The sequence below is a fragment of the Streptomyces soli genome, from assembly GCF_003999195.1.
Lineage (GTDB): Bacteria > Actinomycetota > Actinomycetes > Streptomycetales > Streptomycetaceae > Actinacidiphila > Actinacidiphila soli.
The window spans coordinates 1-26,516 of sequence record NZ_RJVR01000285.1; the positions used below are offsets into that span (position 1 = coordinate 1).

Annotated in this window: 26 protein-coding genes, 1 other RNA gene and 1 pseudogene; 25 read left to right on the plus strand and 3 right to left on the minus strand. The window is 70.5% G+C overall.

Annotated features, from left to right (window positions below):
• Positions 1-146: 146 nt before the first annotated feature.
• The gene (locus EFK10_RS31220; protein ID WP_240677586.1) at positions 147-668 is read right to left on the minus strand and encodes an ATP-binding cassette domain-containing protein; all 522 of its coding nucleotides are present in this window, start codon (positions 666-668) and stop codon (positions 147-149) included.
• Between the two features lie 161 nt (positions 669-829).
• Here EFK10_RS31220 and EFK10_RS53530 point away from each other — a divergent pair.
• The 7 genes and pseudogenes from EFK10_RS53530 to EFK10_RS31255 all read left to right on the plus strand — a co-directional run.
• Positions 830-1,003, plus strand: a pseudogene (locus EFK10_RS53530) (EamA family transporter); the annotation flags it as partial.
• Between the two features lie 115 nt (positions 1,004-1,118).
• An RNA gene (rnpB, locus tag EFK10_RS31230) (RNase P RNA component class A) lies at positions 1,119-1,524 on the plus strand.
• A gap of 300 nt (positions 1,525-1,824) precedes the next feature.
• Positions 1,825-2,580, plus strand: coding sequence for an HAD family phosphatase (locus EFK10_RS31235; RefSeq protein ID WP_206305653.1), 756 nt, complete (start codon positions 1,825-1,827; stop codon positions 2,578-2,580).
• A complete protein-coding gene (locus EFK10_RS31240; RefSeq protein WP_127359010.1) occupies positions 2,570-3,340 on the plus strand; it encodes a glucose 1-dehydrogenase in 771 nt (256 codons plus the stop codon). The genes EFK10_RS31235 and EFK10_RS31240 overlap by 11 nt, the downstream gene beginning before the upstream one ends.
• Positions 3,341-3,476: 136 nt before the next feature.
• Positions 3,477-4,142 carry a ScbR family autoregulator-binding transcription factor gene (locus EFK10_RS31245; RefSeq protein WP_127359011.1) on the plus strand — a complete coding sequence of 222 codons (666 nt, stop codon included), beginning with the start codon at positions 3,477-3,479 and terminating at the stop codon, positions 4,140-4,142.
• Between the two features lie 248 nt (positions 4,143-4,390).
• On the plus strand, positions 4,391-4,981 hold the full coding sequence (locus tag EFK10_RS31250) for a ScbR family autoregulator-binding transcription factor (protein ID WP_164836220.1): 591 nt from the start codon (positions 4,391-4,393) through the stop codon (positions 4,979-4,981).
• Positions 4,982-5,244: 263 nt separating this feature from the next.
• Positions 5,245-6,078, plus strand: coding sequence for an AfsR/SARP family transcriptional regulator (locus EFK10_RS31255; protein ID WP_127359069.1), 834 nt, complete (start codon positions 5,245-5,247; stop codon positions 6,076-6,078).
• A 133-nt stretch (positions 6,079-6,211) separates the two neighbouring features.
• Here the strand turns inward: EFK10_RS31255 and EFK10_RS31260 are convergent, their stop codons facing one another.
• Positions 6,212-7,153 carry a ScbA/BarX family gamma-butyrolactone biosynthesis protein gene (locus EFK10_RS31260; protein WP_127359013.1) on the minus strand — a complete coding sequence of 314 codons (942 nt, stop codon included), beginning with the start codon at positions 7,151-7,153 and terminating at the stop codon, positions 6,212-6,214.
• A 758-nt stretch (positions 7,154-7,911) separates the two neighbouring features.
• Here EFK10_RS31260 and EFK10_RS31265 point away from each other — a divergent pair.
• From EFK10_RS31265 to EFK10_RS31340, 16 genes are all read left to right on the plus strand, one after another.
• The gene (locus EFK10_RS31265; RefSeq protein WP_127359014.1) at positions 7,912-8,733 is read left to right on the plus strand and encodes an AfsR/SARP family transcriptional regulator; all 822 of its coding nucleotides are present in this window, start codon (positions 7,912-7,914) and stop codon (positions 8,731-8,733) included.
• Between the two features lie 94 nt (positions 8,734-8,827).
• The gene (locus EFK10_RS31270) at positions 8,828-9,565 is read left to right on the plus strand and encodes a thioesterase II family protein (protein WP_127359015.1); all 738 of its coding nucleotides are present in this window, start codon (positions 8,828-8,830) and stop codon (positions 9,563-9,565) included.
• 77 nt (positions 9,566-9,642) lie between these two features.
• Complete coding sequence (locus EFK10_RS31275; RefSeq protein WP_127359016.1) at positions 9,643-9,909, plus strand: phosphopantetheine-binding protein; 267 nt, start codon at positions 9,643-9,645, stop codon at positions 9,907-9,909.
• A 202-nt stretch (positions 9,910-10,111) separates the two neighbouring features.
• On the plus strand, positions 10,112-11,068 hold the full coding sequence (locus EFK10_RS31280) for an aromatase/cyclase (RefSeq protein ID WP_127359017.1): 957 nt from the start codon (positions 10,112-10,114) through the stop codon (positions 11,066-11,068).
• Complete coding sequence (locus tag EFK10_RS31285) at positions 11,065-12,921, plus strand: acyl-CoA dehydrogenase family protein (protein WP_127359018.1); 1,857 nt, start codon at positions 11,065-11,067, stop codon at positions 12,919-12,921. The genes EFK10_RS31280 and EFK10_RS31285 overlap by 4 nt, the downstream gene beginning before the upstream one ends.
• Positions 12,918-13,805 carry a 4'-phosphopantetheinyl transferase family protein gene (locus EFK10_RS31290; protein ID WP_127359019.1) on the plus strand — a complete coding sequence of 296 codons (888 nt, stop codon included), beginning with the start codon at positions 12,918-12,920 and terminating at the stop codon, positions 13,803-13,805. The genes EFK10_RS31285 and EFK10_RS31290 overlap by 4 nt, the downstream gene beginning before the upstream one ends.
• A 178-nt stretch (positions 13,806-13,983) precedes the next feature.
• Complete coding sequence (locus tag EFK10_RS31295; RefSeq protein WP_240677587.1) at positions 13,984-14,202, plus strand: DUF6059 family protein; 219 nt, start codon at positions 13,984-13,986, stop codon at positions 14,200-14,202.
• Positions 14,199-15,767 carry an acyl-CoA carboxylase subunit beta gene (locus tag EFK10_RS31300; RefSeq protein WP_127359020.1) on the plus strand — a complete coding sequence of 523 codons (1,569 nt, stop codon included), beginning with the start codon at positions 14,199-14,201 and terminating at the stop codon, positions 15,765-15,767. The genes EFK10_RS31295 and EFK10_RS31300 overlap by 4 nt, the downstream gene beginning before the upstream one ends.
• 20 nt (positions 15,768-15,787) lie before the next feature.
• Positions 15,788-15,985, plus strand: coding sequence for an acyl-CoA carboxylase subunit epsilon (locus EFK10_RS31305; RefSeq protein ID WP_127359021.1), 198 nt, complete (start codon positions 15,788-15,790; stop codon positions 15,983-15,985).
• 132 nt (positions 15,986-16,117) lie between these two features.
• Positions 16,118-16,486, plus strand: coding sequence for a hypothetical protein (locus EFK10_RS31310; RefSeq protein WP_127359022.1), 369 nt, complete (start codon positions 16,118-16,120; stop codon positions 16,484-16,486).
• A gap of 64 nt (positions 16,487-16,550) precedes the next feature.
• On the plus strand, positions 16,551-17,993 hold the full coding sequence (locus EFK10_RS31315) for an FAD-binding oxidoreductase (RefSeq protein ID WP_127359023.1): 1,443 nt from the start codon (positions 16,551-16,553) through the stop codon (positions 17,991-17,993).
• Positions 17,990-18,763: an SDR family NAD(P)-dependent oxidoreductase gene (locus tag EFK10_RS31320; RefSeq protein ID WP_127359024.1), complete on the plus strand. Its 774-nt coding sequence runs from the start codon at positions 17,990-17,992 to the stop codon at positions 18,761-18,763. Before EFK10_RS31315 ends, EFK10_RS31320 begins: the two co-directional genes overlap by 4 nt.
• A gap of 64 nt (positions 18,764-18,827) precedes the next feature.
• The gene (locus EFK10_RS31325; RefSeq protein ID WP_127359025.1) at positions 18,828-20,081 is read left to right on the plus strand and encodes a cytochrome P450; all 1,254 of its coding nucleotides are present in this window, start codon (positions 18,828-18,830) and stop codon (positions 20,079-20,081) included.
• A gap of 6 nt (positions 20,082-20,087) precedes the next feature.
• The gene (locus EFK10_RS31330; protein WP_127359026.1) at positions 20,088-20,294 is read left to right on the plus strand and encodes a ferredoxin; all 207 of its coding nucleotides are present in this window, start codon (positions 20,088-20,090) and stop codon (positions 20,292-20,294) included.
• Between the two features lie 130 nt (positions 20,295-20,424).
• Complete coding sequence (locus tag EFK10_RS31335; protein WP_127359027.1) at positions 20,425-21,387, plus strand: GNAT family N-acetyltransferase; 963 nt, start codon at positions 20,425-20,427, stop codon at positions 21,385-21,387.
• Between the two features lie 81 nt (positions 21,388-21,468).
• Positions 21,469-23,085: an FAD-dependent oxidoreductase gene (locus EFK10_RS31340; protein WP_127359028.1), complete on the plus strand. Its 1,617-nt coding sequence runs from the start codon at positions 21,469-21,471 to the stop codon at positions 23,083-23,085.
• An 18-nt stretch (positions 23,086-23,103) separates the two neighbouring features.
• Here the strand turns inward: EFK10_RS31340 and EFK10_RS31345 are convergent, their stop codons facing one another.
• Positions 23,104-23,625: a MarR family winged helix-turn-helix transcriptional regulator gene (locus EFK10_RS31345; protein WP_127359029.1), complete on the minus strand. Its 522-nt coding sequence runs from the start codon at positions 23,623-23,625 to the stop codon at positions 23,104-23,106.
• A 137-nt stretch (positions 23,626-23,762) separates the two neighbouring features.
• Here EFK10_RS31345 and EFK10_RS31350 point away from each other — a divergent pair, with 137 nt between their 5' ends.
• On the plus strand, positions 23,763-25,298 hold the full coding sequence (locus tag EFK10_RS31350) for an FAD-dependent monooxygenase (RefSeq protein WP_127359030.1): 1,536 nt from the start codon (positions 23,763-23,765) through the stop codon (positions 25,296-25,298).
• A 133-nt stretch (positions 25,299-25,431) separates the two neighbouring features.
• A complete protein-coding gene (locus tag EFK10_RS31355; RefSeq protein WP_127359031.1) occupies positions 25,432-26,409 on the plus strand; it encodes a quinone oxidoreductase family protein in 978 nt (325 codons plus the stop codon).
• Positions 26,410-26,516: the final 107 nt, after the last annotated feature.

Genomic DNA, 26,516 nt, shown 5'->3' on the forward strand with positions numbered 1-26,516 from the left:
AGCAGGCATGATGGGACAGCGGGCACGGACCCTCCTGTGACTACGAAGCGTGAAGAACTCCATAGTCGCCAGGTTCGTGCCCGCGCCTATCAACACCCTTGCCTGCAAGTCGACTTCGGACACCTATCCTCGGTCGCTCTAAACGATCACGTTCGGAAAGCGGATGGCTTCTTAGCCAACAAGGTGTTCAAACCGCTGCGCAGCCCGTCGATGACCTCGTCGGCGCCTGCGGCATGCGCCGCGGCGAGCACCGCGGCATCCCCGTCCTCGGTGGCCTGGCCGAGGGTGATGTTCTCCCTCGCTGACAGGGGCCAGTTCGCGTAGGACTGCGGTACGACGGCGACACGCTCCCAGGTGGCATGCGCGTCCAGGTCTCTGGTGTCGGTGCCGTCCCAGGTGACGGCTCCTCCCTGATCGGGAAGGTAGAGAGCCGACAGGATCTTGCTGAGGGTGGTCTTGCCGGAGCCGTTCTCGCCCACCAGTGCGACGACTTCGCCGCGCCGGACCTCCAGGGAGACGTCGTTGAGGGCAGGGCGGTCGGCGCTCGGGTACTGGAAGGTGATGTTCTCGGCGCGTACGAGAGTGGGCGCGGCCGGCGTCCCGGGGCCGCGGTCGATGCGGTGGCCGCCGGCTTCGTCGATGAAGTCCGCCCAGTCGTCCAAGTACATGCCGGTACGGAAGAGTTGGGCTCCGTAGCCGACGATCCCGTCCAGTCCTGCGCTGACGCGGCCCAGGGCGAGGAACGCGGTGCCGAGGGCGGATCACGCCCTGCCTGACGCTGGCGGCCGTCGTCTACGCCCCGGCGGCCTTCCTGACCAGGCCGGCCACCATGCCGTCGGGCGAGGTCCTGGCAGCCCTCGCCGGCCTGGGAGTGGTCTGCACCGCGATCGCGTTCGTGGCCTTCCTGGAGCTGATCAAGGATATCGGCCCGACCCGGGCCGGCGTGATCACCTACGTCAACCCGGCGGTCGCCGTCGCCGCGGGCACCCTCTTCCTGGACGAGGAGCTGACCCTCGGCATCGGCGTCGCCTTCACCCTGATCCTGGTGGGCTCGGTGCTGGCGACGGCCGCGGCGCCGAAGCGGGACGCCCGCCGGGTACCATGGTCGACACGGCAGACAAGCCGGGCGGACGGCCGCGTGGAGTCCCCCTAATGGGGAGCTCCCCGAGGAACGTCCGGGCTCCACAGGGCAGGGTGGTGGCTAACGGCCACCCGGGGTGACCCGCGGGACAGTGCCACAGAAAGCAAACCGCCGGGGACCTCGGTCCTCGGTAAGGGTGAAACGGTGGTGTAAGAGACCACCAGTGCCTGGGGTGATTCAGGCAGCTAGGTAAACCCCACCCGGAGCAAGGTCAAGAGGGAGCACCTCGGTGCTCCTGCGCGGACGATCGAGGGCTGCCCGCCCGAGTCCGCGGGTAAACCGCACGAGGCCGGTGGCAACACCGGCCCTAGATGGATGGCCGTCGCCCCGGCTCCCGCGAGGGAACCGGGGAACAGAACCCGGCGTACAGCCCGACTCGTCTGCCGCCCGCATCGCCGCTGCGGGCGATGACCTCACCGGGATCTCCACTGCTGAGTGAAGAGATCGTGGACGTACGGTAAGGCAGAATACGTACCTACCGGTTTTCTTCTCAGCCAAGGCCAGGTCAAAGTACGTTAAAAAGCTCGGAGTCCGGCATTCCGAATATGGGGAAATGGTGATGCGTCTTGCGGCTGCTCCCATGATTCTCGAAGGCTTGGCCAAGCAGCCGTCGCAGCAGCGATATCGCTCCTGAAGATGTTCGTCCACTCCCCGAGTCCGCCGAGCAGAACGAAAGAGGGGGGATGGACGTGTCCACCGCCTTGAAGCACCTGCGTCTCGCGGCCGTCAACATCGACGGCGTCCTGCTCAACGACACCTTCAGTCCGGTGATCCGCGAGATGGTGATCGACCACGGCGGCGACTACACCTCCGAGGTCGAGTACGCACTCTTCTCCCAGCCGCAACTCGCCGCCGCCGCAGTCTTCGCCGAGGTGACGAAGACGGAAGTGACTCCTCGTCAACTGGTGGCCGACTACCTCGCCCGGCGGGAAGAGTACGTGGCACGACATCCGGTGCGTGTCCTCGACGGCGCGGGCGATCTGCTGCGGCTCCTGCGCCGCCTGGGCCTCCAGGTGGTGTGTTACGGCGGTTTGGACCGATCCCATTTCGACCGCCACCTCGACGAGTTCACCGACCTCTTCGACCCTCCCGGCTACGTGTGCACGGACGGCTTTCGCCCGGGCATCCACGAAATCATCCGCGACGTCTTCGGACTCGAGTACGACAGAGCGGTCTTCATCGACGACGTGGCGAAGGTGGCCGAGGTCGCTCGGTCCCTGGGAGTGCCGTTCATCGGGCATCCCAACACCGAGGCCCAGTACCAGCGGAGCCTCATGACCCGGGCGGGCGTACGGCACGTGGTCCGCGCCCTGAGCGACATCGACGAGGACCTCCTGCGAACCCTGGACCACGAGGCGTCGACCGGCGTCGTGTGGGACACCACCGAGTCCCCCGCACACGCCGGGACGCGACAGGAAGGAGTGAGCAATGAGCGATGAACGGGGGCCGTTGGCCGGGAAGATCATCCTCATCACGGGAGCCAGCAGCGGCATCGGCGCAGCGGCGGCCCGCGTCTTTACCCGGCAGGGAGCCGGCGTGGTCCTCGCGGCACGCCGCGAAGCCCGCCTGCGCGACCTCGTGGACGAGCTGCGGGACATGGGCGCCACGGCAAGCTTCTTCACCGCCGATGTCTCCGACCCCGCCGACGCCCGGGCGATGGTCGAATGCGCGGTCTCACGGCACGGCAGGCTGGACGCCGCCTTCAACAACGCGGGCACAGGTATCGAGAAGACCCCGCTGCACCTCACCGACGACGAGGCCTACAAGCGGGTCATGGACGTCAACGTGACCGGTGTCTGGAACTGTCTGCGACATGAGATCACGGCCATGCTGCCGACCGGGGGCGGCTCCATCGTCAATACCAGCAGTGTCGGGGGACTCGTCGCCACGTCGGTCGCGGCCCCGTACATCGCCTCGAAGCACGCCGTCGTCGGGCTGACCAAAGCCGCCGCCGTCGAGTACGCGGAGCACGGGATCCGGGTCAACGCGATTGCTCCGGGCCTGACACGCTCCGAGCTGGTGGACCAATGGTTCACGCTGCACCCCGAGGCCGAGCAGAGAGCCTTCCGCTCCGCTCCGCAGCAACGTGCGGCGGAACCCGAGGAGGTGGCTGAGGCAGCGGCGTGGCTGTGCAGCGACCGGGCCTCGTTCGTCACCGGATCCTGCCTCGCTGTGGACGGCGGGCGAACCGCTTGGTAGAAGTTCCGTACTCCTGCGAGGCAGGCCGCGAATCCGCACGAACGGCACAAGGGTCGGTGGAAGATCCCGCCTCGGAGAGAGTAGTCGTGCGCTAAAGTACGTCCCATTCGGTTTTGTTCTGTCTCTGGGGGGTTCCGTGGCTCAGCAGGAGCGCGGTCTACGGACCCGCCGTGCCGTCCTCGAGGCAGCAGCGGCCGTCTTCGCCGAGCGCGGTTACGCGGCAGCCACGATCAATGAGATCCACAGCCGCGCCAACGTGACCAAGGGCGCCCTGTACTTCCACTTCGATTCCAAGGCGGCCCTCGCCCAAGGCGTGCTCGAGGCGCAGATCAGCAGTGAGTACCACCTGCCCCGCGAACTCAAGCTGCAGGAATGGGTGGACGCGGGCCTGACGCTCGCCGCGCGGCTGCCGCGGGAACCTCTGCTCCTCGCCGGCGTCCGGCTCTCCGCGGACCTCCAGGGCCGTGATGTCTTCGGCAGTGCCTGGCCCGCCTGGACGGACCTCACGACGCAGTTCCTCTCCGAGGCCAAGGCGAGGGGCGAGGTCCTCCCGCACGTCGTGCCGGAAAGGACGGCCACGGTCTTCCTCGGTGCCTGGATCGGCGTCCAGTTCGTCTCGCAGGCCGCGTCCGACTGGGCCGATCTGAGCCTGCGCATGTCCGAGCTGTTCGACCACATCCTTCCGGCCATCACCGCCCCCGCCGTGCTGGTGCGGCTCGACACCGCCCCTGATCGGGGAGCCCGTGTCATGGCGGAGGCCAAGGCCTTGTCGGTGACGGCCGAAACCGGAGCCGACGTCTGACGTCTCCCCGTGGCGGGAGTACGACGCACGGCCGACGGTTTGTTTTCAACGCGCGCTGATTGAGCCGAAGCGCCACGCGGGTCCCTCCGTATCCCCTCCATCTCTGTTCAATCCCCTGTCCAGTTTCACTGAAGCACTTTCAAAACCGTCGCAACGGTTTGCTAACTTGGCCGCGAGCAGCAGGTGAGCTGAGGGGTGGACGAGGTGGTCGCGCCGGCCGTCGTCGTCAGATGTCAGTGGAGGCTTGGATGACCAAGCAGGAACGGGCGATCCAGACCCGGGAAGCATTGCGGCAGGCCGCAGCGGAGATCTTCACGCGAGAGGGCTTTCCACGCGCCTCGCTTCCCTCGATCAGTCATGCGGCCGGGGTGAGCAAGGGGGCCCTCTACTTTCACTTCCACAGCAAGGACGACCTCGCCACGGCGATAGAGGAAGAGGCCGAGGCGCGGGTGGAACTCATCCTGCAGCGCCTTCAGGCGCGGGAAGGGGTGACCTCACTGCAAACCGTCGTCGACGCCACCTACGCCCTCATGAAGAGCGTCGCGACCGACGCCGTCGTGCGCGCGGGCTTCCGGCTGGGCACGGAGGTCGCCCGGGAGAGCAGTGTCGATCTGTGGGGGCGTTGGCAGGCGTGGGTGCACGCCATGTTGTCGCGGGCCGAGGAATCGGCCGAGCTCGCGCCCGGAGTCTCGCGGAGTGCGGCGGGCGCGGTGATCGTGATCGCGGTGGCCGGAATGGAAGTGCTCGCGTCGAAGAATGCGGAGTGGATGACTCCGGAACACCTGAACCTGCTCTGGGAGGTGCTGCTGCCTCAGCTAGAAGCATGTCCAGTCGCATGAGAAACCCATCCGTTTGGTTTTTAATGGTGCGGCAAATTAATCTATGCCAAGTCATTGCCGCGGGTCTGCGTCCTCAATCGCATGGGGGTTTCCTCCGCATTTAGGTAGGTCAGTGGCATGACCCGCCTGGTTCCGCCCGGAGAATGCGGCCTCCGTGATCTTCCGTTGACAAACCGTCCGCAATGTTTTTTAATGAGCCGGTCACTGGGGACCCGTGGTTCAACGGGTGACCGCATAGCCGGCAGCGACAGGGGGACATGGCGGTGCACATAGGAATATTGGGGACATTGGCGGTATCGGTGAACGGGGTCTCGATCACGCCAACCGCACCCAAAGCGCGGCAGGTTCTCGCCCTCCTGGCCGTGCGTGCGGACCAAGTGGTTCCCGTGGACGCGTTGATCGAGGAGCTGTGGGACGCGGGCCCCCCGCGAAGCGCCCGGACCACGGTCCAGACGTACGTCCTTCAACTCCGCGAGCTGATCACGACAGCGCTGGAGAAGTCGGGGGAGGGTGAGGGGCCCACCGCCAAGGACGTCCTGATGACCCTCCCGGGCGGTTACCTCCTTCACAGCGGCGACGGCACCAGCGACATCCGTGAGTTCGAGCGACTGTCCGAGGTGGGGTACAGGGCCATGGAGGCCGGTGACTTCACGGAGGCGGCACGGTACCTGCGGGAAGCGCTCGCTCTGTGGAGCGGTCCCGCACTCGTCGACGTGCAGGCCGGCAAGCAGCTGGAGACCGAGATCAAGCGGCTGGAAGAAACGCGGCTGTGTGCGCTGGACCAGCGCATCGAGGCCGAACTGCGCCTGGGGCAGCACCGGTCCCTGCTCGCCGAACTGACCGTGTTGATCAGGCGCTACCCCACCCACGAGACGCTCTGCGGCCAGTACATGCTGGCCCTGCACCGATCCGGCCGCCGGGGTGAGGCGCTCGACGCCTATCAGCGGTTGCGCAACACCCTGGTGCGGAGCAAGGGGCTGGAGCCCTCCGCCTGGCTGCGGAAACTGCAGCGCTCCATCCTGTCGGCCGGCGAGAACGGCAACCAGGCGGTGCCTGCCGAGGAGCGCAAGGGTTTCCGGCTCAGCACGGCCTGCTAGATCGTTGAAGACCTCGGCGCCCGGGCGTCGAGCGAGCGGCCCGTGGCCCCTGCCGGATGATGCTGCCGGCAGGGGCCTCTGCTGTCCCCGCGTCCCGCCGAGGGGGCGCGGGGGCCGTGCCGGGATGCCCGGCTCACGCGCAGTGGAGCGGGCCGGTCAGCAGGGACGTGAAGACCTGCCGACCGTCCTGATGCCCCGTCACCTCGATGGCTGCCAGGTCCGGTTCCTGTGATTCGGCGGGTGTCGCCTCGATGACGCACGCCTCGTCGAACTCCGCGTAGCGGTGGAACACGGTGGAGATCGCGGAGGGCGTGATCGTGTACGGGCGCATGAGCCCGCACGCGGCCTGCCGGGCCGCCTCCAGGAGGACCATCCCCGGGTAGTGGTCCCCCTCGTGGTCGAACAGGACCGGATGGTCCGGATCCGGCTCCAGCAGCCAGCGGTTGGGCTGCCCGGTGGGCGAGAGCACCACGTCCTCCGGCCGGTCGCGTCCAACGGTGGCCGGTGGCATCGTGGCGCGCGGCAGGCCACGCCGGCCGCTCAGGGCGCAGCCGAGGCGATCGCCGCGCAGCCGCCGGTAGACGGCGGCCGAGATGCAGGTGAACCGGCCGCCGCCGACGGCGACAACGGTGCCGCCGCGCCGTATGGACAGCTCCATGCGGAACCCGGTGGCCCTGCCACCCCGCAGGGTGACGTCCGTGCACACGGCGCTCAGCTCGATGTCGGTGGGAGTGGAGCCGATGTGCAGCTGATCGGGCTCGGTGCTGAACCAGAGGTCCGACATGACGAAGTGATGCCCCAGCGGTACTCCCAGTTCGGCGTGGGCCAGGAACAGGCCGGCCTGGCGGAACGTCTCGGCGGTCAGCAGCGGGTCGTGACGGCTGCCGTCCGCGGCCCGGAAGAAGGTGTGCGCCCGCGGCCACTGGCCGAAGAGCGAGAAGTGGCCCTCGCTCTGCCTCGTGCACCTGGTGAGGAACACCTCGGCCAGGCTCGCGCGGTGGACGTACTCCTTCGGCACCGTGGTGGTCAGCCCGGAAACGTCAGGTGCCGGAACATGGGTATGCAGCGAAGCCATCTCGATCCCCCGTTGAGTGCGCTGAATGCGTGTCCGAACGCATAAGTTACGGACCTACCGGTTTGGTTCTCAATTGCGGCCTGGCAAAGGAACGGTCAAGCGTTCGGATTCCGTGGTCCGTATGCGGCGCCTCGGGCGGCACGGCTCCGGCATCGGGTGATGTCGGCCGACGGGCAGCGAAAGGCCCCCTTTCCGCTGGGTTCACGGGAAGCCGATCGTGTGAAGTGCGCGCCGCTCCGGCCCAGTTGGCCGGGAGGATGCGCCGGTCGCCGGGGATCTTCCCGGGGCCGATGGGGAACCGGTGGCCGGCCGGTCACCCGTGTTGCATGGAATCCCGGGGGCGAAGGCGTCGATCGACAGCGTTAAAAACCGCATGGTTCGTTTGTAATGAGGTTTTCACTTGCCACCGCGGTGAGAAATTCGACGACCGCCTCGGCGGAGGCGGGTGGAATGGGGGTGGACATTCAGGTACCGGGGCCCTGGAGCGCGAGAGAAGAAGGAGCGCTCGTCGATTCGAGTCGCGGAAGGTGTCCGCCGTGCCGGGGCCCGTGCGCCGGGGGGCGGCGCTCCCCGGCCGGCGGCGTCGCTCGCGGGACGCTATACCGCCACCCTGCCGCCGTTCTGAAGCGGCCGGAAGTCCGCTTGACGAGGGCTCAAGGAACCGCGCGTGGCCGATCCCCGGCCGTTACGGTGCAGCAGTACACCCGCTCCTCGAACACATGCTCGGGGAGAAGTAGACGCGAAGGGGGATCGGATACATGAGGATTCAGATACTGGGTCCACTCAGTGCCGAGATCGGTGGGGTGCCGATCGCGCCGACAGCGAGCAAACCGCGACAGATCCTGGCGCTGCTCGCGCTGTACCCGGGCCGTGTGATGCCCGTACCGACCCTGATGGAGGAGATCTGGGGCGGCGAATCACCGGTCAGTGCCCTGACCACCTTGCAGACCTACATCCTTCAGCTGCGCCGGCGGCTCGGCACGGCCATGGGGCCCGACTCCCCGCGCAACGCCAAGGACGTCCTGGCCACTCGGCACGGGGGATACGTGCTGCAGATCCCGCCCGAGAGCGTCGACGTGCACGCCTACGAGCAGCTCGTGGCCGCGGGGCGTGCGGCGTTCGAGGCCGGTGACGACGCGCGCGCGGCGGAAACGCTCCGCCGGGCGCTGGACCTCTGGCAGGGTCCGGCCCTGGTCGACGTACGCGTCGGATCGTTGCTGTCCATCGAGACCGTCCGCCTGGAGGAGAGCAGGCTCGGCGTGCTGGAACGGCGGATCGACGCGGAACTGCGCCTGGGCAGGCACACGGAACTGATCGCCGAACTCAGGGACCTCATCGCGCGCCACCCCCAGCACGAGGGGCTGCATTCGCAGGCCATGCTGGCGCTGTACCGGTCGGGCCGGCAGGCCGCGGCGCTCGACGTCTACCGGAAGCTGCGCGTACGGCTCATCGAGGAACTCGGCGTGGAACCGTCGCCTCAACTGCAGCGCCTGCACCAGGCCATGCTGAGCGTGGACCCCGCCCTGGACGTCGCCGCAGGCCCTCGCCGGGCCTCGACCTTCGACCTCTACACGACCTGACTCCGTCCGTCGTCGTGACTGCTTCGAGCCCGCCTCTAGCACCGTCGGCAAGGCTGATGGGGCCCGCTGAACCAGGGCCGAGGAGGGGGCGGACATGGCGGACAGAGCGGCACCCGTACGGCTGTACTGCTTCGCGCACGCAGGAGCCGGAGTCTCCGCCTTCCGCGGGTGGGCGCGCCCGCTGGGTCCCAGCGTCGAGACGGTGCCCGTGCTGCTGCCGGGCAGGGAGAGCCGACGGCGTGAACCGCGTCTGACGGACCGGACGGCACTCGTCGCCGATCTGCTGGAACGCGTCAGGCCCGAGCCGGACCAGATGTACGTCCTGTACGGGCACAGCCTGGGCGCCATGGTGGCCCACACCCTCACCCAGGCCCTCCGGGAACGGGGCCTCCCGCTCCCCGCCCTGCTGGCCGTCGGCGCTTGCCCGCCGCCGGACCAGGCCAGCGATCTGTCCGACAACCACACCGTCGACGCCACGTTGACGGACCGGCTCCGCACCATGGGGGCCGTGCCCGACGGCGCGGTGCCGGGCGACTACTGGCACCGGGCGTTGCTGCCCGTGCTGCGCGACGATCTGCGCCTGGCGCACGCGCTGCGCGTGGCGGCCCGCCGCACCGCGGCACTCGACGGCCGGGTGCCGGTGCCACTGCTCGCGGTCTCCGGCAACCGCGACCCGCTGGCCCCGCCTTCCGTGGTCGACGGCTGGCGCCGATGGAACGCCGGTCCGGTGGTGACGCGCACCGTCGCCGGCGACCACTTCTTCGTACGGGACGACGCGCTGCCCCGCCTTCTGGGTCGTGCGATCCGTGTCGTACGGCGCCTTGCCGCGTGAGCCAGGCACCGCTGATGACCTGTCACCGATCAACTCACCGCTGTACGTGCTCGGCACGAGAAAAGGGAGAGCCACCGATGCAACCGCTCGACATCAAGGATCTGGTCGTCCTGCTGCGCACCAACGCCGGTGACAGCGACACCTACGACCTGGACGGCGATGTCCTGGACGTTCCGTTCTCCGACCTCAACTACGACTCGCTGGCCCTGCTTCAGGTCACCGGTGCCATCGAGCGCGACAACGGCGTCGCCCTCGACGAGGAGGCCCTGGAGGAGGCTGAGACCCCGCGTCAGTACCTCGACGTCGTCAATCAGGTGCTCGCAGACGCTTCCCGCGCGGCCTGAGCGACGGATCCTCGGGCATCCGCACGCGCAGGGGGGCGTCCCATGTGCCGCCCACCTGCGCGTGTGGCCGGACCCGGCAGGCGGTGGGGCCGGGGCCGAGTGCGGCTCCCACGTCGCCACCACCGTTCTCGACTCCCGCTCCACCGGCGCTCGAGGGGTGGCGCATACGGTCGTCGCCCGCAACGAGAAGGGGAGAACACCGATGCCCGCACCGGCCGTGCACCGCACAACGCATCGGATCGAGGTGGCCGCACCCGCCGGAGTCGTCTACGGGTTCATCGCAGACGCCGAGCGCTGGCCGCTGTTCTGCGCCCCGAACGTGTACGTGGAGCAGCTCGACCTGGAAGGCCCCGAACAGCGCCTGCGCATCTGGGCACTGAACAGTGACGGCATGACGTCCTGGGTCACCCGGCGCACCCTCGATCCCGCCTCGTGTCGCATCGAGTTCCGCCACGAGGCGGGCCCGGGAGCCGTGGACGGCATGCTCGGCGTCTGGAACGTCGAGCAGTTGCCCGGCGGTTCCTCGGTGCTGACGCTGGTGCGCGAGTTCCCGACGGCGGACGGCCGTCTCCCGGCGGACCCGCTCGACGACGCCCTGATCCGCAGGCACATGGCCGACCTGAAGCGCCTCACGGAGAGCTGGACCGTCCTCGACGAGCTGGTCCTGACCGTCGAGCACGCGGTACGCGTCGACGGACCCGCGGAACTGGTCTACGGCTTTCTGCACCGGGCGGGTGCCTGGACCGGCGGTATTCCAGGGCTGACGGAGGTCCGGCTGGACGAGGACGTCCCCGGCATCCAGATGGTGCGCACCACGGCCGAGGGTGCCGAGCAGAGCCGCGCCGTACGCCTGTGCTTCCCCGGTGCCGGTCTCATCGTCTACAGCCTCACCGAGCCGCCCGCTCTGATCGCCGGGCAGGCCGGCGAGTGGTCGGTGGAGCCCGACCCGACGGGAGTGAGCGTGCGCGTCCGGCACCAAGTGGTGCTGAACGAGAAGGATGTCGCCCGCGTCCTGGGGGAGGAGGCCGACCTGTCCGACGCCCGCCGCCATGTCCGCGAGATCATCACCAGGGACAGCGCCGCGCTGCTCGGACTGGCACGCAGGCACGCGGAGGACGCGGCCGACGCGCTCGGGCTGCCCGTCCCAGGAATGTCATGACCACTACCGCAGAGGCGCGCACCGCCGACCAGAGCGCAGACCGGCGCACCCCCGACCGGAGCACAGACCGGCGCACCCCCGCCTCCGGCACCGCCGACGAAGACGGCCCCCGGGACGGCACGGTCACCGGCGCCCGGCGCCGGGCCGCTCGTCTGGACGCACTGCTCGGCGACCCGTACGACCCGGCCAACGCCCACGGTTTCGCGGCGTTCGTCACCGCCGCACAGGACCGCCGGCCCGCGTGGGCCACCGAACGGCTGCTCGCCGAGGCCGGATTCGCATCCGAGTTCGTCCCCGCCGGGCACGGCGGCACCCTGACCCGGGCCGACCTGCTCCTGAAGGTCCTGCGGCCGGTGTTCCGGCGCGATGTGGCGCTCGGTTTCGCCGGCGGCATCACCTCGCTGTTCGCCTCCTCCGCGGTATGGGCTGCCGGAAGCGCCGAACAGCGGCGCACCATGGCTCGGCTGCTCCTGAGCGGCGGACGCGCCACTGTGGTGCATCCGGGGCTCGCGCCGGCGGGCGGGGTGCGACGCGAGCGGATCACCGCCCGGCGCCGGACCGACGGCACGGGCATGCTCCTCAGCGGCAACAGCGCCGTCGTCCCGGACGCGGCCCGAGCGGATGTCCACCTGGTCCACGCCCGCACCGCCGCCTCCGGCCCCCGCACCCACTCCGTGCTGCTGGTGGACCCCGCGCGGCTGCCCCCCGGGCGGATCCACCGGTTGCCCCGCGTGGCGACCGAGGGGATGCGCGGAGCGCTCTTCTCCGGGCTGGCGTTCACCGAGTGCCCGGTACCCGACGACGCCCTCGTGGGCGCTCCCGGGGACGGGGCCGCCCTGGCGCTGCGCATGAACCAGGTCAACCGCTGCCTGGTCGCCGGGGCCATGACCGCGGCTGTCGACCCGGTCCTGCGGTCCGCGGTGGGCGCGGCCACCGACGGGCGCCGCGGGCCCCCGGCCCGCCGCTGGCACCGGCCGCTCGCCGGAGTCTTCGCCGACCTGCTCGTCTGCGACGCCGTGACCACGACGTGCCTGCGGGCGGCCGGCGCGCTGCCCGGCCGGACCCATGCGCCGACGGTCGCCGCGACCTACACGGTGTCCACGCTGCTCCAGGACGGCCTGGAGGAACTGGCCGCCGTGCTCGGCTCGCACCGTCGGCCCGGTGACGACCCGCTGCACGGCATCCTCGCGAAACTGGTGCGGGACCTGCCGGCCGCGGGGCTCGGCCGCGAGGGCGCCGCCGCCTGCCAGGCGGTCATCGTGCCTCAGTTGGGCGGCCTCGCGAACCACTCCTGGTTCATCGAGGAGGAACCGCCCGCCGCACTGTTCAGCGGCCGCGCGGACGTGCCGCCGCTTAACCACCGGGCGCTGGCCTTCGCCGGCGGCGGGGACTTCCTCGCCGCCTCCCTGGTCGGCGCCGCCGAAAGGCTCGCCCGGCCGGGCCGCGGCGGAGGACGCACCGGGCTGCTCGCACGAATGGCGCGAGCCTTCGGCACGGAACTGCGTGTGCTGCGCGACCAGTGCGCCCCGCTGCCGGGCGGGTTCGGCGAAGCCCTGTCCGGCCCCGCGGCCTGCGCCTTGAGCGACCGCTACGGACTCGTCGTCGCGGCCGCCGCCGTGCTCGCCGTCCGGGAGGGGCAGGAGGGCGACGATCCCTTCCTCGCCGACGACGGCTGGGCCGTCCTCGCCCTGTCCCGGCTCGGCCGCAGGCTGGGGCTCGCGCTGCCGGACCCACCTCAGGACTGTGTGACCGGCGTCCTCGACGAACTGCTGTGCCGCCATCGCACCGGGCGCGGCCTCGACCTCGACGGCATCGCGCTCACGCCGGGAGCCCGGGAGGAGCCGTCCGGATGACGCCAGGGCCTCGCATCACCCCACCCGTGCACGTGGCGGGACCGGCCGGACCGTGGGACGAGGTTCGGGACGGGATGCACCGCCGCGGCAACGCGGTGGTGTTCACCACCTGGGGGGAATGGCTGAGCGCCGTCGGCACCGGGCCCCGGCTGCGCCTGTTGCTCGGCCGGGACTGGCCGCGTTACCGGCGTACCGTCGATCCCCGGGCGCGCGACCGGTTCGCCGCCGCGCGGCTGGTGCTGAAGCACACGGCGGCGGCCGCGCTGGGCACCGACGCCGCCGAACTCGACCTCGCCTACAAGATCGGCGGGCGGCCCCATCTGCGCGGGCTGGGGCAGGTCGATGTGGGGATGTCCCACACCGGCGAGCTCATCGTGGTCGGCATCAGCCGCGGCGGACGGATCGGCGTCGATGCCGAACCGCTCTCGCGCACACTGAGCGTGGACGTGCTGCGCCGGCGCGTGTGCACGCCCGCCGAACGGGCCTCCCTGAGTGCCCTGGACGGCCCGCGGCAGACAGCCGCCCTGCTGCGCCTGTGGACCCTGAAGGAGGCGTACACCAAGGCGCTCGGGCAGGGACTGAGGCTGAGGTTCGACGAGTTCGGATTCCCCCCGGGCGTCGAGGGAGAGTTCCCCGGCCCCGACAGCGGGCTGCTCGCACCGGAGGGCGGCCTCGCGGAACGCGGAGCCTGGGCGTTCGGCACCTACCGGGCACTGGAGCGCTATCTGGTCACCGTGGCCCGCTACGACCAGGCCCCCCGCGCGACGCCCGGGGCTGCCGGGCGGACCGTGGCGGACGAGAGCTCCTTGAGCCTCGTCGCGCAGTTGCTGCCTGTGGAGTGGACCGCCCCGACAGCACAGCGGCCGCGCCCGGTGGGCGCTTGACCCCGCTTGGGACGCGGCCGGTTCTCGAGCGCACCTCCACGTGCCGTTGAGCCCCTCCTGTGAATGTGGGCGAGTTCGACACCGCGTATCGGGAAGTGAGGAGGACGGTCATGCCGTTGCTGACAGTTACGTCCTCGGTGACGGGGGACTCGTGGATGCCTGGTCGATAACCACCGCGTTGACGCGAGCCATCTTCCGGTCGCTGGTGGCGGCGGGCGCCATCTGGGTCTACATCCCCCCTCCGGAGGAGCCGGGGCAGGAACTGGTCCCGGAGCAGAAGCGGGCCCTTCTCAAACCCCCGCCGGGACACCCCGAGCGCCTTCGCCCCGACATCCCGCTCAGCGCGGTCGAACGGAACCTTGCACGCTCGCTGTCGCACCCGGAGGACACCGAATGAGCATCGCCACCGAGGGTCCGGTACGTGACCGGCTGACCGAACTCACCGAGATCAAGGCGCTGGCGGCCGGCGGCCCCGACGACCAGGCCACCGCACGGCAGCATGCCAAGGGCAAGCTGACCGCCCGCGAACGCGTCGACCTCCTGCTGGACGAGGGTTCGTTCCAGGAGATCGAGGCGCTGCGACGGCATCGCGCGACCGGGTTCGGGCTGGAGGCCAAGCGGCCCTACACCGACGGTGTGATCACCGGCTGGGGCACCGTCCACGGCCGTACCGTCTTCGTCTACGCGCACGACTTCCGCATCTTCGGCGGCGCCCTCGGCGAGGCCCACGCGGCCAAGATCCACAAGGTGATGGACCTGGCGCTGGCGGCCGGCGCCCCCCTGGTCTCCCTCAACGACGGCGCCGGCGCCCGTATTCAGGAAGGTGTCACGGCGCTCGCCGGCTACGGGGGCATCTTCCAGCGCAACACGAAGGCCTCGGGCGTCATCCCGCAGATCTCCGTGATGCTCGGCCCGTGTGCGGGCGGCGCCGCCTACTCGCCGGCGCTGACGGACTTCGTGTTCATGGTGCGCGAGACCTCGCAGATGTTCATCACCGGGCCGGACGTCGTCAAGGCCGTCACCGGCGAGGAGATCACGCAGAACGGGCTCGGCGGCGCCGACGTCCACGCCACCGTCTCCGGCGTCGCGGCCTTCGCCTACGACGACGAGGCCGCCTGCCTCGAGGACGTGCGCTACCTGCTGTCCCTGCTGCCGTCCAACAACCGTGAGACGGCGCCGCGTCACCCGTCGCAGGACCCGGCCCGTCGGCCGACCGAGAGCCTGCGCGAGATCGTCCCGGCCAACACCAACCAGGCGTACGACATACGCGCGGTCATCGAGGAGATCGTCGACGACGGGGAGTACTTCGAGGTTCAGCCAGGCTGGGCGACCAACGTGGTCTGCGCGCTCGTGCGTCTCGACGGCCACGTCACAGGCGTCGTGGCCAACCAGCCCTCCGCCTTCGCCGGGGTCCTCGACATCCACGCCAGCGAGAAGGCCGCGCGTTTCGTGCAGTTCTGCGACGCCTTCTGCATTCCCCTGGTGACCCTCGTGGACGTACCCGGCTTCCTGCCGGGCGTGGACCAGGAGCACGGCGGAATCATCCGGCACGGTGCCAAACTGCTGTACGCCTACTGCAACGCGACAGTCCCGCGGGTACAGCTGATCCTGCGCAAGGCGTACGGCGGCGCGTACATCGTCATGGACTCGCGGTCCATCGGCGCCGACGTGTCGCTGGCCTGGCCCAGCAACGAGATAGCCGTCATGGGTGCCGAGGGCGCCGCCAACGTCATCTTCCGCAGGGAGATCGCCGCCGCGGACGATCCCGACGCCGTGCGAGCGCGGAAGATCAAGGAATACCAGTCCGAGCTGATGCACCCCTACTACGCCGCCGAGCGCGGTCTGGTGGACGACGTCATCGATCCCGCCGAGACCCGCTCGGCGCTGATCGGCGCGCTCGCGATGCTGCGTTCCAAGTACGCGGACACCCCTGCCCGCAAGCACGGCAACCCGCCGGTGTGACGGGCGAGGGGACGAGACCCATGACCGCCTGGCAGATCACCGGCGGCAGTCCCTCGGCAGAGGAGACCGCCGCCCTCACCGTGGTCCTGACGGCCCTGCTGGCGCAGCGGGCCGCCACCGGGGAGCCGGCGGAGCAGCGGGAGACCGCCGGCACCGGCTGGTACCGCCGCGACGACCGGAACTCATATGTCGCGGCCGGGACATGGCGCGGCAGGTGACCGAAGCCCGTCCCGTGCGATGCGGGGCTCTTCAAGTGCCCGGTGCAGGGCTGTTCAAGTGCCGCTCCAGCCGGGGGCGGCACCGTGATGACGACACACGACACACACGAAGACCACGTCTGGAGTATCGCCATGACCGACGCAAGGCTTGTCGGAACCTGGACCACGGAGCTGGTGGACGATGGCAGGTCCGTGTTCGGACTGGCGTCCTTCTCGGGTGACGGCGGCGTCACCTGCTACCAGGTCAACGCCAAGAACATCGGCCTGGGCAACTGGGAGTCCACCGGTCCGGACTCCTTCACCTACAACTTCCACATCCTCGCCGTGAGCCCCGAGGGCGAGCACGTCGGCGAGGCCCATGTTTACGTGACCGGCGAGTTCATCTCCGACGACCACTGGGAGGGCGTCGGCGGCGGCAACTTCTACTCGCCGAAGGGGGAGTTGCTGCGCGGCCACGAAGGCAACCGGGTCATCGCCCGCAAGTTCGGCATCGACAAGTAGGCCGGACGGCGAGCTGCGCATTCGCCGGTACCCCGGATCGGGAAGCCACGGAGGAAGAAGCCCCATGCCAAGCGTTGAACTCAAGGGTGAGCTCGTTCTCCCGTCAGATCCGGGGTACCCGCTCGCCAAGCAGCTCCAGAACACCGAGTACGACACCGTCACGCCGCACGGCATCGCCTATTGCGAGTCCGTCGACGACGTCATCGCCTGCGTGCGCCACGCCCGGGAGACCGGCATCGCCGCGCACGTCCGCGGCGCCGGGCACAGCTTCAACGGCTGGTCGACCGGTGCGGGCCTGGTCATCGACCTGTCCCGGATGAACCACGCCGTCGCCGACGGCCCCACCGTGCGCATCGGCGCCGGCATCCAGTCGCTCGACGCACTCGACACCCTCGAGCCGCTGGGCCGCCAGATCATCACGGGCACCTTCCCCACCGTCAGCCAGGGCGGCTTCCTGAGCGGCGGCGGACTGGGCTGGCAGACCCGCAAGTTCGGCGTCGGCAGCGACCGGATCGTCTCCGCCCGCGTCGTCCTCGCCGACGGCCGGACCGTGCGCGCGTCCGCGGACGAGCACCCCGACCTGTACTGGGCGCTGCGCGGTGGTGGCGGCGGGAACTTCGGGATCGTCACCGAGTTCGAGCTGCGCCCGGTCGACGCCCCGCGGCTGATCGGCTTCGAGACGCTGTGGCCGCACGAGGACGCCGCCGACGTGCTGGTGGCCTGGCAGGCCTGGGCGGCTGAGGCATCCGATGACCTCGGCACCTCCCTCGTGGTGCTGCCCGGCATCTTCGGACCCGGCGGCAAGCCGGTCATCAAGATCTGGGGCGTCCACCACGGCGCACCCGAGGATCTCGAACGTGCCCTCGACGAGCTCACCGAGCGCACCGGCGGCAAACCCCTGCACCGCGAGGTCGGCACGCCCGGGCGGTACGCCGACGTCATGCACGAGGCGTTGTGCGGCTCCAAGACCGTTCAGCAGTGCCACCGCACCGGCACCCGTCCCGACGCCGTCGGCCACCGCCACCCCTATACCCGGCAGGCCTACCGGCTCACCGGCCGGCCCGTCACACGCGTCGAGGCGGACGCCCTGTTGCAGGCCTGGAACCCGGACCTGGACAACGAGCGCTATCTGCTGTGCATCGCGCTCGGCGGCGCCGCCAACCGCGTCGGTCGCACCGAGACCGCGTACGTGCATCGTGACGCCCAGTTCCTGACGGGTTTTCAGATCGCGATCCGCGACGAGGAGGCGGCGGTCCGGCGCCCGGCCGAACTCGACGCGTGGGCCGACCGGTGCGGCGCCGCCCTCGCCCCGCTGGCCACCGGCTCGTACATCAACTTCCCCAGCTCCCGGGTGCCGGCGCAGTGGGAGAGCGACCACTACGGGGAGAACGCGGCCCGGCTGCGCGCCGTCAAGCGGGCCTACGACCCCGACGGCTTCTTCCGGCACGGCCAGAGCATCGGCACCGGACCGGACGGTGCCCACCAGACGACGAAGGCAGGACGATGAAGACTCATCTCACGGACAAGGTGGTGCTCGTCACCGGAGCCTCCCGGGGCATCGGCCGGGCCACCGCCCTCGCCTACGCGGCGGAGGGCGCGCGCGTCGCGATCACCTACCACTCCGACGAGGCGGGGGCGAAGGAGACGGCCGAGCAGGTCGCCGCCGCGGGGGGCACCCCCTGTGTGGTCCGCTACGACCTCGCAGACGAGGACTCCGCCCGCACCGCCGTCGCCGCGGTCGTCGCCGAGTGGGGTGGCATCGACGTGCTGGTCGCCAACGCGGTCGAGTGGGGTGACGCGATCCCGCGCCCCGGCCGGCGGATGCCCGCCTTCGAGGACGTCCCGGCACAGCAGTGGCAGCGCGTCCTGCGCACGGGCCTGGACGCCGTCTTCCACACCGTGCAGGCCGCCCTGCCCCACATGCGCGACCGCGACTGGGGCCGCATCGTGCTGGTCGGCGCCGGCCTGGCGGACACCGGCATGATCGGCGCAGGTGCCTACGGCGCCGCCAAGTCCGGCCTGTACGGGCTGGTCCGCAGCCTCGCCTGGGAACTGGGGCCCGCCGGGATCCTGGTGAACCTCGTGGTCCCGGGCCAGTCCCTCACCGAGAACGTCCTCGCCCACGCCTCGCCCGCCTTCCTGGAGAACAAGGCCGCGTCCCTGCCGTCGGGCCGGATGAACACTCCCGACGACGTGGCGCGCACCATCGTCTTCCTCGGCTCCGCCGCCAACGGCAACGTCCACGGCGAGGCGCTGCGCGTCACCGGCGGCCTGTGAAAGCCGCCCCGCCCTCCGACCGCCCCCACTTCGCTGCCCCACGGCCGCTCACCCGGGAGAACCCATGACCGACACACTCGACACGCCGCCGAAGACGCTGGAGGACGGGAACGAGGACGCTCCCGCCTACCCGATCAAGCGCGGCTGCCCGTACCAGATGCCGCCCGGGTACGAGCAGCTGCGCGAGAAGGGGCCGATCTCCAGGGTCACCCTCTGGAACGGCCGGGTCGTCTGGCTGGTGACCGGCAACGAGCTCGGCCGCAAGCTGTTCCCGGACGCCCGGCTCTCCTCGGACGTCCTGGACCCGAACTTCCCGCTGCTCGCCCCGCGGATCGAGGCGCAGCGCCAGCAGGCCGCCGCGCCCCCGCTGGTCGGGGTCGACGACCCGGTGCACGCCCGCCAGCGCCGCATGGTGCTGCCCAGCTTCGGCGTCCGGCAGATCAACGCCCTGCGCCCGGTGATCCAGCGGTACGCCGACGAGCTCCTCGACACGATGCTGGCCAAGGAACCGGGCACGACAGTCGACCTGCTGACCGAGTACGCGCTGCCGATGCCGTCCGCCGTCATCTGCGAGCTGCTGGGCGTCCCCTATGAGGACCACCGCTACTTCGACGAGCGCTCCCGGCACGTGCTGTCCTCCTCCGGCCCCGAGCAGGCCGCGCAGGCGCAGCAGGCGTTCACCGAGATCCTCGCCTATCTGGACGACCTGATCAGCCGCAAGCAGGCCGAGCCGGGCGACACACTGCTGGACGAGCTGATCGCGCGTCAGATGGAAGAGGGCAAGGTCGACCGGCAGGAGCTGGCGATGCTCGCCACCGTCCTGCTGGTCTCCGGGCACGAGACCACGTCGAACATGATCGCGCTGTCCACGATGGCGCTGCTGGCTCACCCCGAGCAGCTGGAGGCGCTGCGCGCCGACGAGTCCCTGATGCCCCGGGCCGTGGACGAACTGATGCGATACGCCTCCATCGGCGACATGCTGATGCGGGTCGCCAAGGAGCCCATCGAGATCGAGGGGCACCTCATCAAGGCCGGTGACGGGGTGATCCTGTCGACGATGCTGATGAACCGTGACCCGGAGTCCTTCGGCCGGCCCGACGACCTGGACATCTTCCGGCCGGCCGGCCGTCACGTCGGCTTCGGCTACGGCATCCACCAGTGCATCGGCCAGAACCTGGCCCGCGCCGAGATGGAGATCGCCCTCACCACCCTCTTCCGCCGCGTGCCCACGCTGCGGCTGGCGGTCCCCGCCGACCAGGTGCCCGTCAACGCGCCGTTCGTCCTGCAGGGAGTCTCCGAACTCCCCGTCACCTGGTAGTCCGCCGTGCGTATTTCCATCGACACCGACCGGTGCATCGGCTCCGCCCAGTGCGCGGTCGCCGTGCCCTCCGTGTTCGAACAGGACGAGGACGGCTTCTCCACCGTGATCCCGGGCAGCGAGAACGCCGGCGACGAGCCGCCGGGTCTGCGCGAGGCCGTACGGGCCTGCCCGGTGCAGGCCATCACGCTCACGGACGCGGGAGAAGCGTAAACGCTCCGGCCAGGCCCCGGCGGGAGCGCAAGCGCTCCGGCCGGGCCCCCGGCGGTTCGGGCAGCGGCGGTGCGGCGCCCTGCCCGAACCCGCCACGACGGATCCCACCGGCGTACAACAGAAGGAAGCCATGGACATTCGCAGCCTCGACGGCGACGACCCGGCGACGATCGCCCTGCTCCTCCCCGGCTTTCAGGAGACGATGAGCCTCGAACTGCCCGGTGACCCGCCCGTGTCGGAGGGTCTGCTGGCCCGGCTGATGCAGCGCCGGCACGGTGCCGACCGGATCGTCCTGGTGGTCTTCGACGGCGACCGGCCCGTCGCCTGTTCCAAGCTGGGCCTCGACCTCGGCGACCCGGACGGCCCCGGACACGGCTCGCTGTGGGTCTTCCCCTCGTTCCGCGGCCGCGGCGCCGGCACCGCCCTGGTCGACGCCGCCCGCGCCGAACTGCGCCGCCGGGGGCGCAGTCACCTCGTGGTCGACGCCCCCCACAGCCCTGCCGCCGAGGCGTTCGCCGCCACCTGTGGCGCACGGCTGCGCGGTACCGGTCTGCGCAATCGCCTCTTCCTGCGGGGCCCTGCCCGCACCGGACTCGACGAGCTCGCCGCCCGGGCGGTGCCCGGTCACCATCTGGTGCAGTGGACCGACCGCTGTCCGGACGGACTCCTCGACTCCTATGCACGCGCCTGGAGCACCCTCGACACGCCGGTCAACGGCCAGGCACAGGTGCGCGCCCCCACCGGCGACGACGTACGAGCGCGCGAGGCCGAGGCCGGCCGCGCCGGGCACCGCCAGTACGTGACCGCCGCCGTCGCCGACGACTCCGGCGAAGTCGCCGGGTACGCCACGCTCTTCGTCCGCGACAGCCCGATGGCGGATGCGGGCGAGACTCTCGTGCTCGCCTCCCGGCGCCGCCGGGGACTGGGCACCTGGCTCAAGGCGGGCCTGCTGGCCCGGGCCGCCCGCGAGAACGGTGACCTGGCGCTGGTGCAGGCCTGGAACGACGTGCGCAACGACGCCGTCATCGCCCTCAACCGTCGCCTCGGGTTCAGGGCGGACAGCTCCTGGTCCACGTACTCCCTCGAGGTCTGATCACACCAGCCGCGTTCGAGTTCGGGTCCACCGGCCGCTGCCACGATCCGCAGCAGATGGCAACCGCGAGAGGGGTTCTTTGTGACTACCAGCGACACACCTGTACTGATCGTCGGCGGCAGCCTCGTCGGCCTGTCCACCGCGGTGTTTCTCGCGCATCACAAGGTGCCCTGCACCGTCGTCGAGCGGCACCCGAGCACCTCCGTCCATCCCCGCGCGGTCGGCTACTACCCGCGCACCGCCGAACTCCTGCGCACCGTCGGGGTCGAGGAGGCCGCCAAGGAGGCCGCGTCCGGATTCGAGAAGCACAAGACACGCGCCGGTGTCGTCTCGCTCGCCGGCGAGGTCCTCTTCAGCAAGGAGGAGCTGGAGGGCGGGGACGAACTCTCCGATCTGACCCCCTCCTCGTTGCTGCTGCTGCCCCAGGACCGGCTGGAGCCGATCCTGCGCGCCCGGGCCGAGAAGCTCGGCGCCGACCTGCGGTTCGGCACCGAGCTTGTCTCCTTCGAGCAGGACGACGACGGAGTCACCGCCGTCCTCAGGGACGCCGAGGGCGCCGAGAGCACCCTGCGGGCCGGCTACCTGGTGGCCGCCGACGGGCCGCGCAGCACGGTGCGCGAGTCCCTCGGCATCGCGCGCGAGGGCCGGGGTGTGCTCTCCCGGCACGTCAGCATCGCCTTCGGCGCCGACTTCCGCGCGGTTCTCGGCGACCGCCGCTACAGCGTCGTACACGTCAAGAACGACGTGGTCACCGGCATCCTGGTGCACGACGACACCCTCACCGAGGGCACGCTGATCGTCGGCTACGACCCCGACAAGGGCGAGAGCCTGGAGGACTTCACCGACGCGCGCTGCGCCGAACTGGTCTCCGCGGCGATCGGCTCGGACGAGGTCGAGGTCACCGTCCGCTCCCGCTTCCCCTGGGACATGGCCGAGCTGGTGGCCGAGACCTTCGTCCAGGGGCGCGTGCTGATCACGGGCGACGCCGCCCACCAGATCCCGCCCACCGGCGGGTACGGGGCCAACACCGGCATCGCGGACGCCTTCAACCTGGCCTGGAAGCTGGCCCTGGTGCTCGACGGGACCGCGGGCTCCGGCCTGCTGAGGACCTATGAGGAGGAGCGCCGGCCCGTAGGCGTGTACACCGCGCGGCAGGGCTCACTGCAACTGGCCATGCGCTCGGGCACCGCGACCGAGGAGCAGCGGGCCGCCACCGACGACGCGATGACCGTGACGATGGGCCAGGCCTACCGCTCCGGCGCGTTCGTTCCCGAGACCGGGGCGGAGCAGCTGCCGCTGACCTCCGACCCGCGCACGTTGCGCGGCGAGCCCGGCACCCGCGCTCCTTACGTGGTGCTGGAGCCGGAAGGCGCCGCGCCGGCCACCCTCGATCTGTTCGGCTCCGGGTTCGTGCTGATGGCCGGTCAGGACGGCGGTTCCTGGGCCGAGGCGGCCGAGGCGGCCGCCGCCGAGGTCGGCGTCGACCTCGCCTTCCACCGCGTCACCACGACCGCCCGGGCCGACGGGGCACCGGCCGATTCCGAGGACCGTTGGGCCGCCGCGTACGGTGTGCGCGCCGACGGCGCGGTCCTGGTGCGCCCGGACGGGATCGTCGCCTGGCGCCGTCCCGACGGTGGGCCGGTCGGGGACCGACGCGCAGCGCTCGTCGCGGCGCTGCGCCGGATCCTGGCGCGCTGAGGGACCGGCGGCCGGCGGTCAGCCGTCGGCCGACGACTCGCGCGCCTCGGCCACAGAGTCGACGTACTTGATCAACAGCCGGGCGAACTGCAGGCGATCGTCCTCGGGCCACTCCCGGGTGATGAACTCGAAGGCCGCCCGCTGGTGGCGCCGGAAGGCCGCCAGCATCTCCAGGCCCTCGTCGGTCATCTGCAGGATGGTGCGCCGCCCGTCCTGCTGGGACGCGGCGCGGATCAGGTAGCCCGCGGAGATGCAGTCGGTGACCATGCGGCTGGCCACGGAAGGGTCCACGGCCAGCCGCTCCGCGACGACTCCGACGGTGATCTCCTGGCCGTCGTGCTCCGGTCCCTCTTCCACGATGTTGAGCACCAGGGTCCGGCTCATGTCCTTGCGGGACACCGGTTTCCCCACGTTCAGCGCAGAGGCGCGGCGCAGCCGCGAGAACGCCGGCCCCACCGCGTCCAGCGGGTCCGCGGCGTCGAGGGGGCCCCGCTCGGACGGAGGCTGCTCGCTCTTCTGCCCGGTGGTCGAAGTCTTCATGGCAAACATCCTAGGCGCGCGATTAACGACAAGCGGCATGTGTATGCTTACAACTTGTTGCATGATTACATGCATATGCTGACGAGTCAATGAAGCCACTCACCCGTCAACGACCCCATTCCCCTGGAAGGACCGCAATGCCGAACACCAAGGACTTCGACTTCGACGTCCTCATCGTCGGAGGAGGCCCGGTGGGCATGCTGCTCGCCTCCGAACTCCGCATCTCCCGCGCCAAGCCGGTCGTCCTGGAGCGCCTCGCCGAGCGGACCCCCCACTCCAAGGCCTTCGGCCTGCACGCCCGTTCGCTCGAGTCGCTCGACCGCCGCGGCCTGGTCGAGCGCTTCCGTGACGGCGCCCGCTCGTGGAGCAACGGCCACTTCGCCGGACTCGACGTCTGGGTCGACTTCTCCCTCCTCGACAGCACCCACAACTACGCGTTGCTCTCCGAGCAGACCCGCACCGAGCGCCTGCTCGAGGAGCGGGCCGAGGAGCTCGGTGTCCCGGTCCGCCGCGGCCACGAGGTGACCGCCGTCCGGCAGGACGCGGACGGCGCCGAGGTCGACGTCACCGGCCCCGAGGGCCCCTACACGCTGCGCGGCCGCTACGTCGTCGGCACCGACGGCGGCCGCAGCCTGGTCCGCAAATCCGCCGGCATCGGCTTCCCCGGCACCGGCGGGCGCGTCACCGCGCGCCTGGCCGACGTCGTCCTGGCCGACGGCGAGAAGGCGCCGATGGGCATGGAGCGCACCGAGCGCGGCCTGCTCTTCTGCGTCCCGCTCGACGAGAAGTACCACCGCGTCGCCACCTTCGACTTCCAGCAGGGCAAGGAGGCGGGCTCCGAGCTGACGATGGAGGAGTTCACCGAGAGCCTGCGCGAGATCTGGGGCGACGACCTCGGCGCGAGCGAGCCGCGCTGGCTGTCGTGGTTCACCGACTCCGCCTGCCAGGCCGAGCGCTACCGCGAGGGCCGGATCTTCCTGGCCGGTGACGCCGCGCACACGCATTTCCCCGTCGGCGGCCAGGGCGTCAACCTCGGCCTGCAGGACGCCCTCAACCTCGGCTGGAAGCTGGCCGCGGAGATCAACGGCTGGGCCCCGGAGGGTCTGCTCGACACGTACGACAGGGAGCGCCAGGCGCCGGCTCGCAACGTGCTGGCCAACACCCGCGCGCAGATCGCGCTGATGAACCCCGACCCGTACGTCACCCAGCTGCGCGAGCTCTTCCAGGAGCTCATGACCAAGGAGCAGGTCAACCGTCACGTCGCGGAGATGCTCAGCGGTGTCGGGGTCCGCTACGAGCTGGAGGGCCCCGAGCACCGGCTGCTCGGCGACTTCGCCCGCGACCTGACGCTGGAGACCGAGGACGGCACCGTCACCCTCCCGAAGCTCCTGCACCGCGGCACCTTCGCCCTGCTGGACCTGGGCGGCCGCCCGGAGATCACCGAGGTGTACGAGGAGTGGGGGGCGAAGCTGGGCTGGGCAGGACGGGTGCGGCACGTCGTCGCCCGGTGTGCGCAGGAGCCGGACCTCGCCGGTGTGCTGGTCCGCCCCGACGGCTACGTCGCCTGGGCCGCCGACAAGGACGCCTCGCCCGCCGAGGTGGCCGACGGCCTGCGCGCGGCCCTGGCCGCATGGGCCGGCACCGGGGACCCCGCCCGGCCGGTCTTCAAGTAATCGGCAAAGAAGTCCACGGGCTCATATTCATGTGGACTTACATGCAAATACATGACAACATGCATACTCATAAGCTCGTGAAGGCACATCGGCGACGCGGCGGCTCGACGGAACCCCCTGTTTGGAGACATCAATGCGAATCATCCGCCACTACGAGCACGGCGATCCTTCGGTACTGCGCCTCGAAGAGGCGGAGAAGCCGCAACCCGGTCCGGACCAGGTTCTGATCCGCGCCGAGGCCATCGGCGTCACCTTCGCCGAGGTGCAGCGCCGCCAGGGCATCCCGATCGGCGGCCACGCCGGTCTCCCCGGCGCTCCCGGCGGCGACGTCGCCGGCACGATCGAGGCCGTCGGCGAGGCGGTCACCGGCTTCGCCGTCGGCGACCGTGTCGTCGGCGACCTCGACCACAGCGCCTACGCCGACTACGTGGTCACCGGCACCGACTGGCTCATCAAGCTTCCGCAGGGCCTGGACGCCGCCGAGGCGACCCTCCTGCCCAGCCCGGCCCAGACCGCCTACCACGCGATCAGGGAGGCCGGCCGCCTGCAGCCCGGCCAGACGATCGTGATCGACGCCGCCTCCGGTGGCGTCGGACACCTCGCCGTCCAGATCGCCAAGGCGCTCGGCGCGGGGAAGGTCATCGCGACCGCCGGCAGCCAGGCCAAGCTCGACTTCGTGCGCGAGCTCGGTGCCGACATCGCCATCAACTACACCGACGACGACTGGACCGACCGGGTCCTCGCCGCCACCGACGGCCGCGGCGCCGACGTGGTCCTGGAGACCGTCGGCGGCGAGGTGCTGCTCAAGTCCCTGGACATCACCGCCACGTTCGGCACCCTCGTCTTCTACGGCTCGGCCTCGGGCGACATCCCGCCGATCCCGACGCTGGCCCTGGCGCGCATGAAGAACGTCGCGGGCTTCAGCCTCTACGCGATGCTCTACAACAAGCCGGACGCGGTGGCCGAGGGCCTCCGCCACCTGCTGGAGCTCGTCGGCTCCGGCCAGGTCAAGCCGGTCGTCCACCAGCGCCTCGCGCTCGAGGACGCCGTCAAGGCCCACGAGCTCATGGAAGCGCGAGCCCAGCTCGGCAAGGTCGTCCTCGTTCCGTGACGGCCCGCTGAGCAGGCGGCCGGCCCGGCCCTCCCGGCCGGGCCCGCCGCCCTCTTCACACCCAAGAAGTGACCATCCCCTAAGCCCACTCGGGCCCGGAAGAAAAG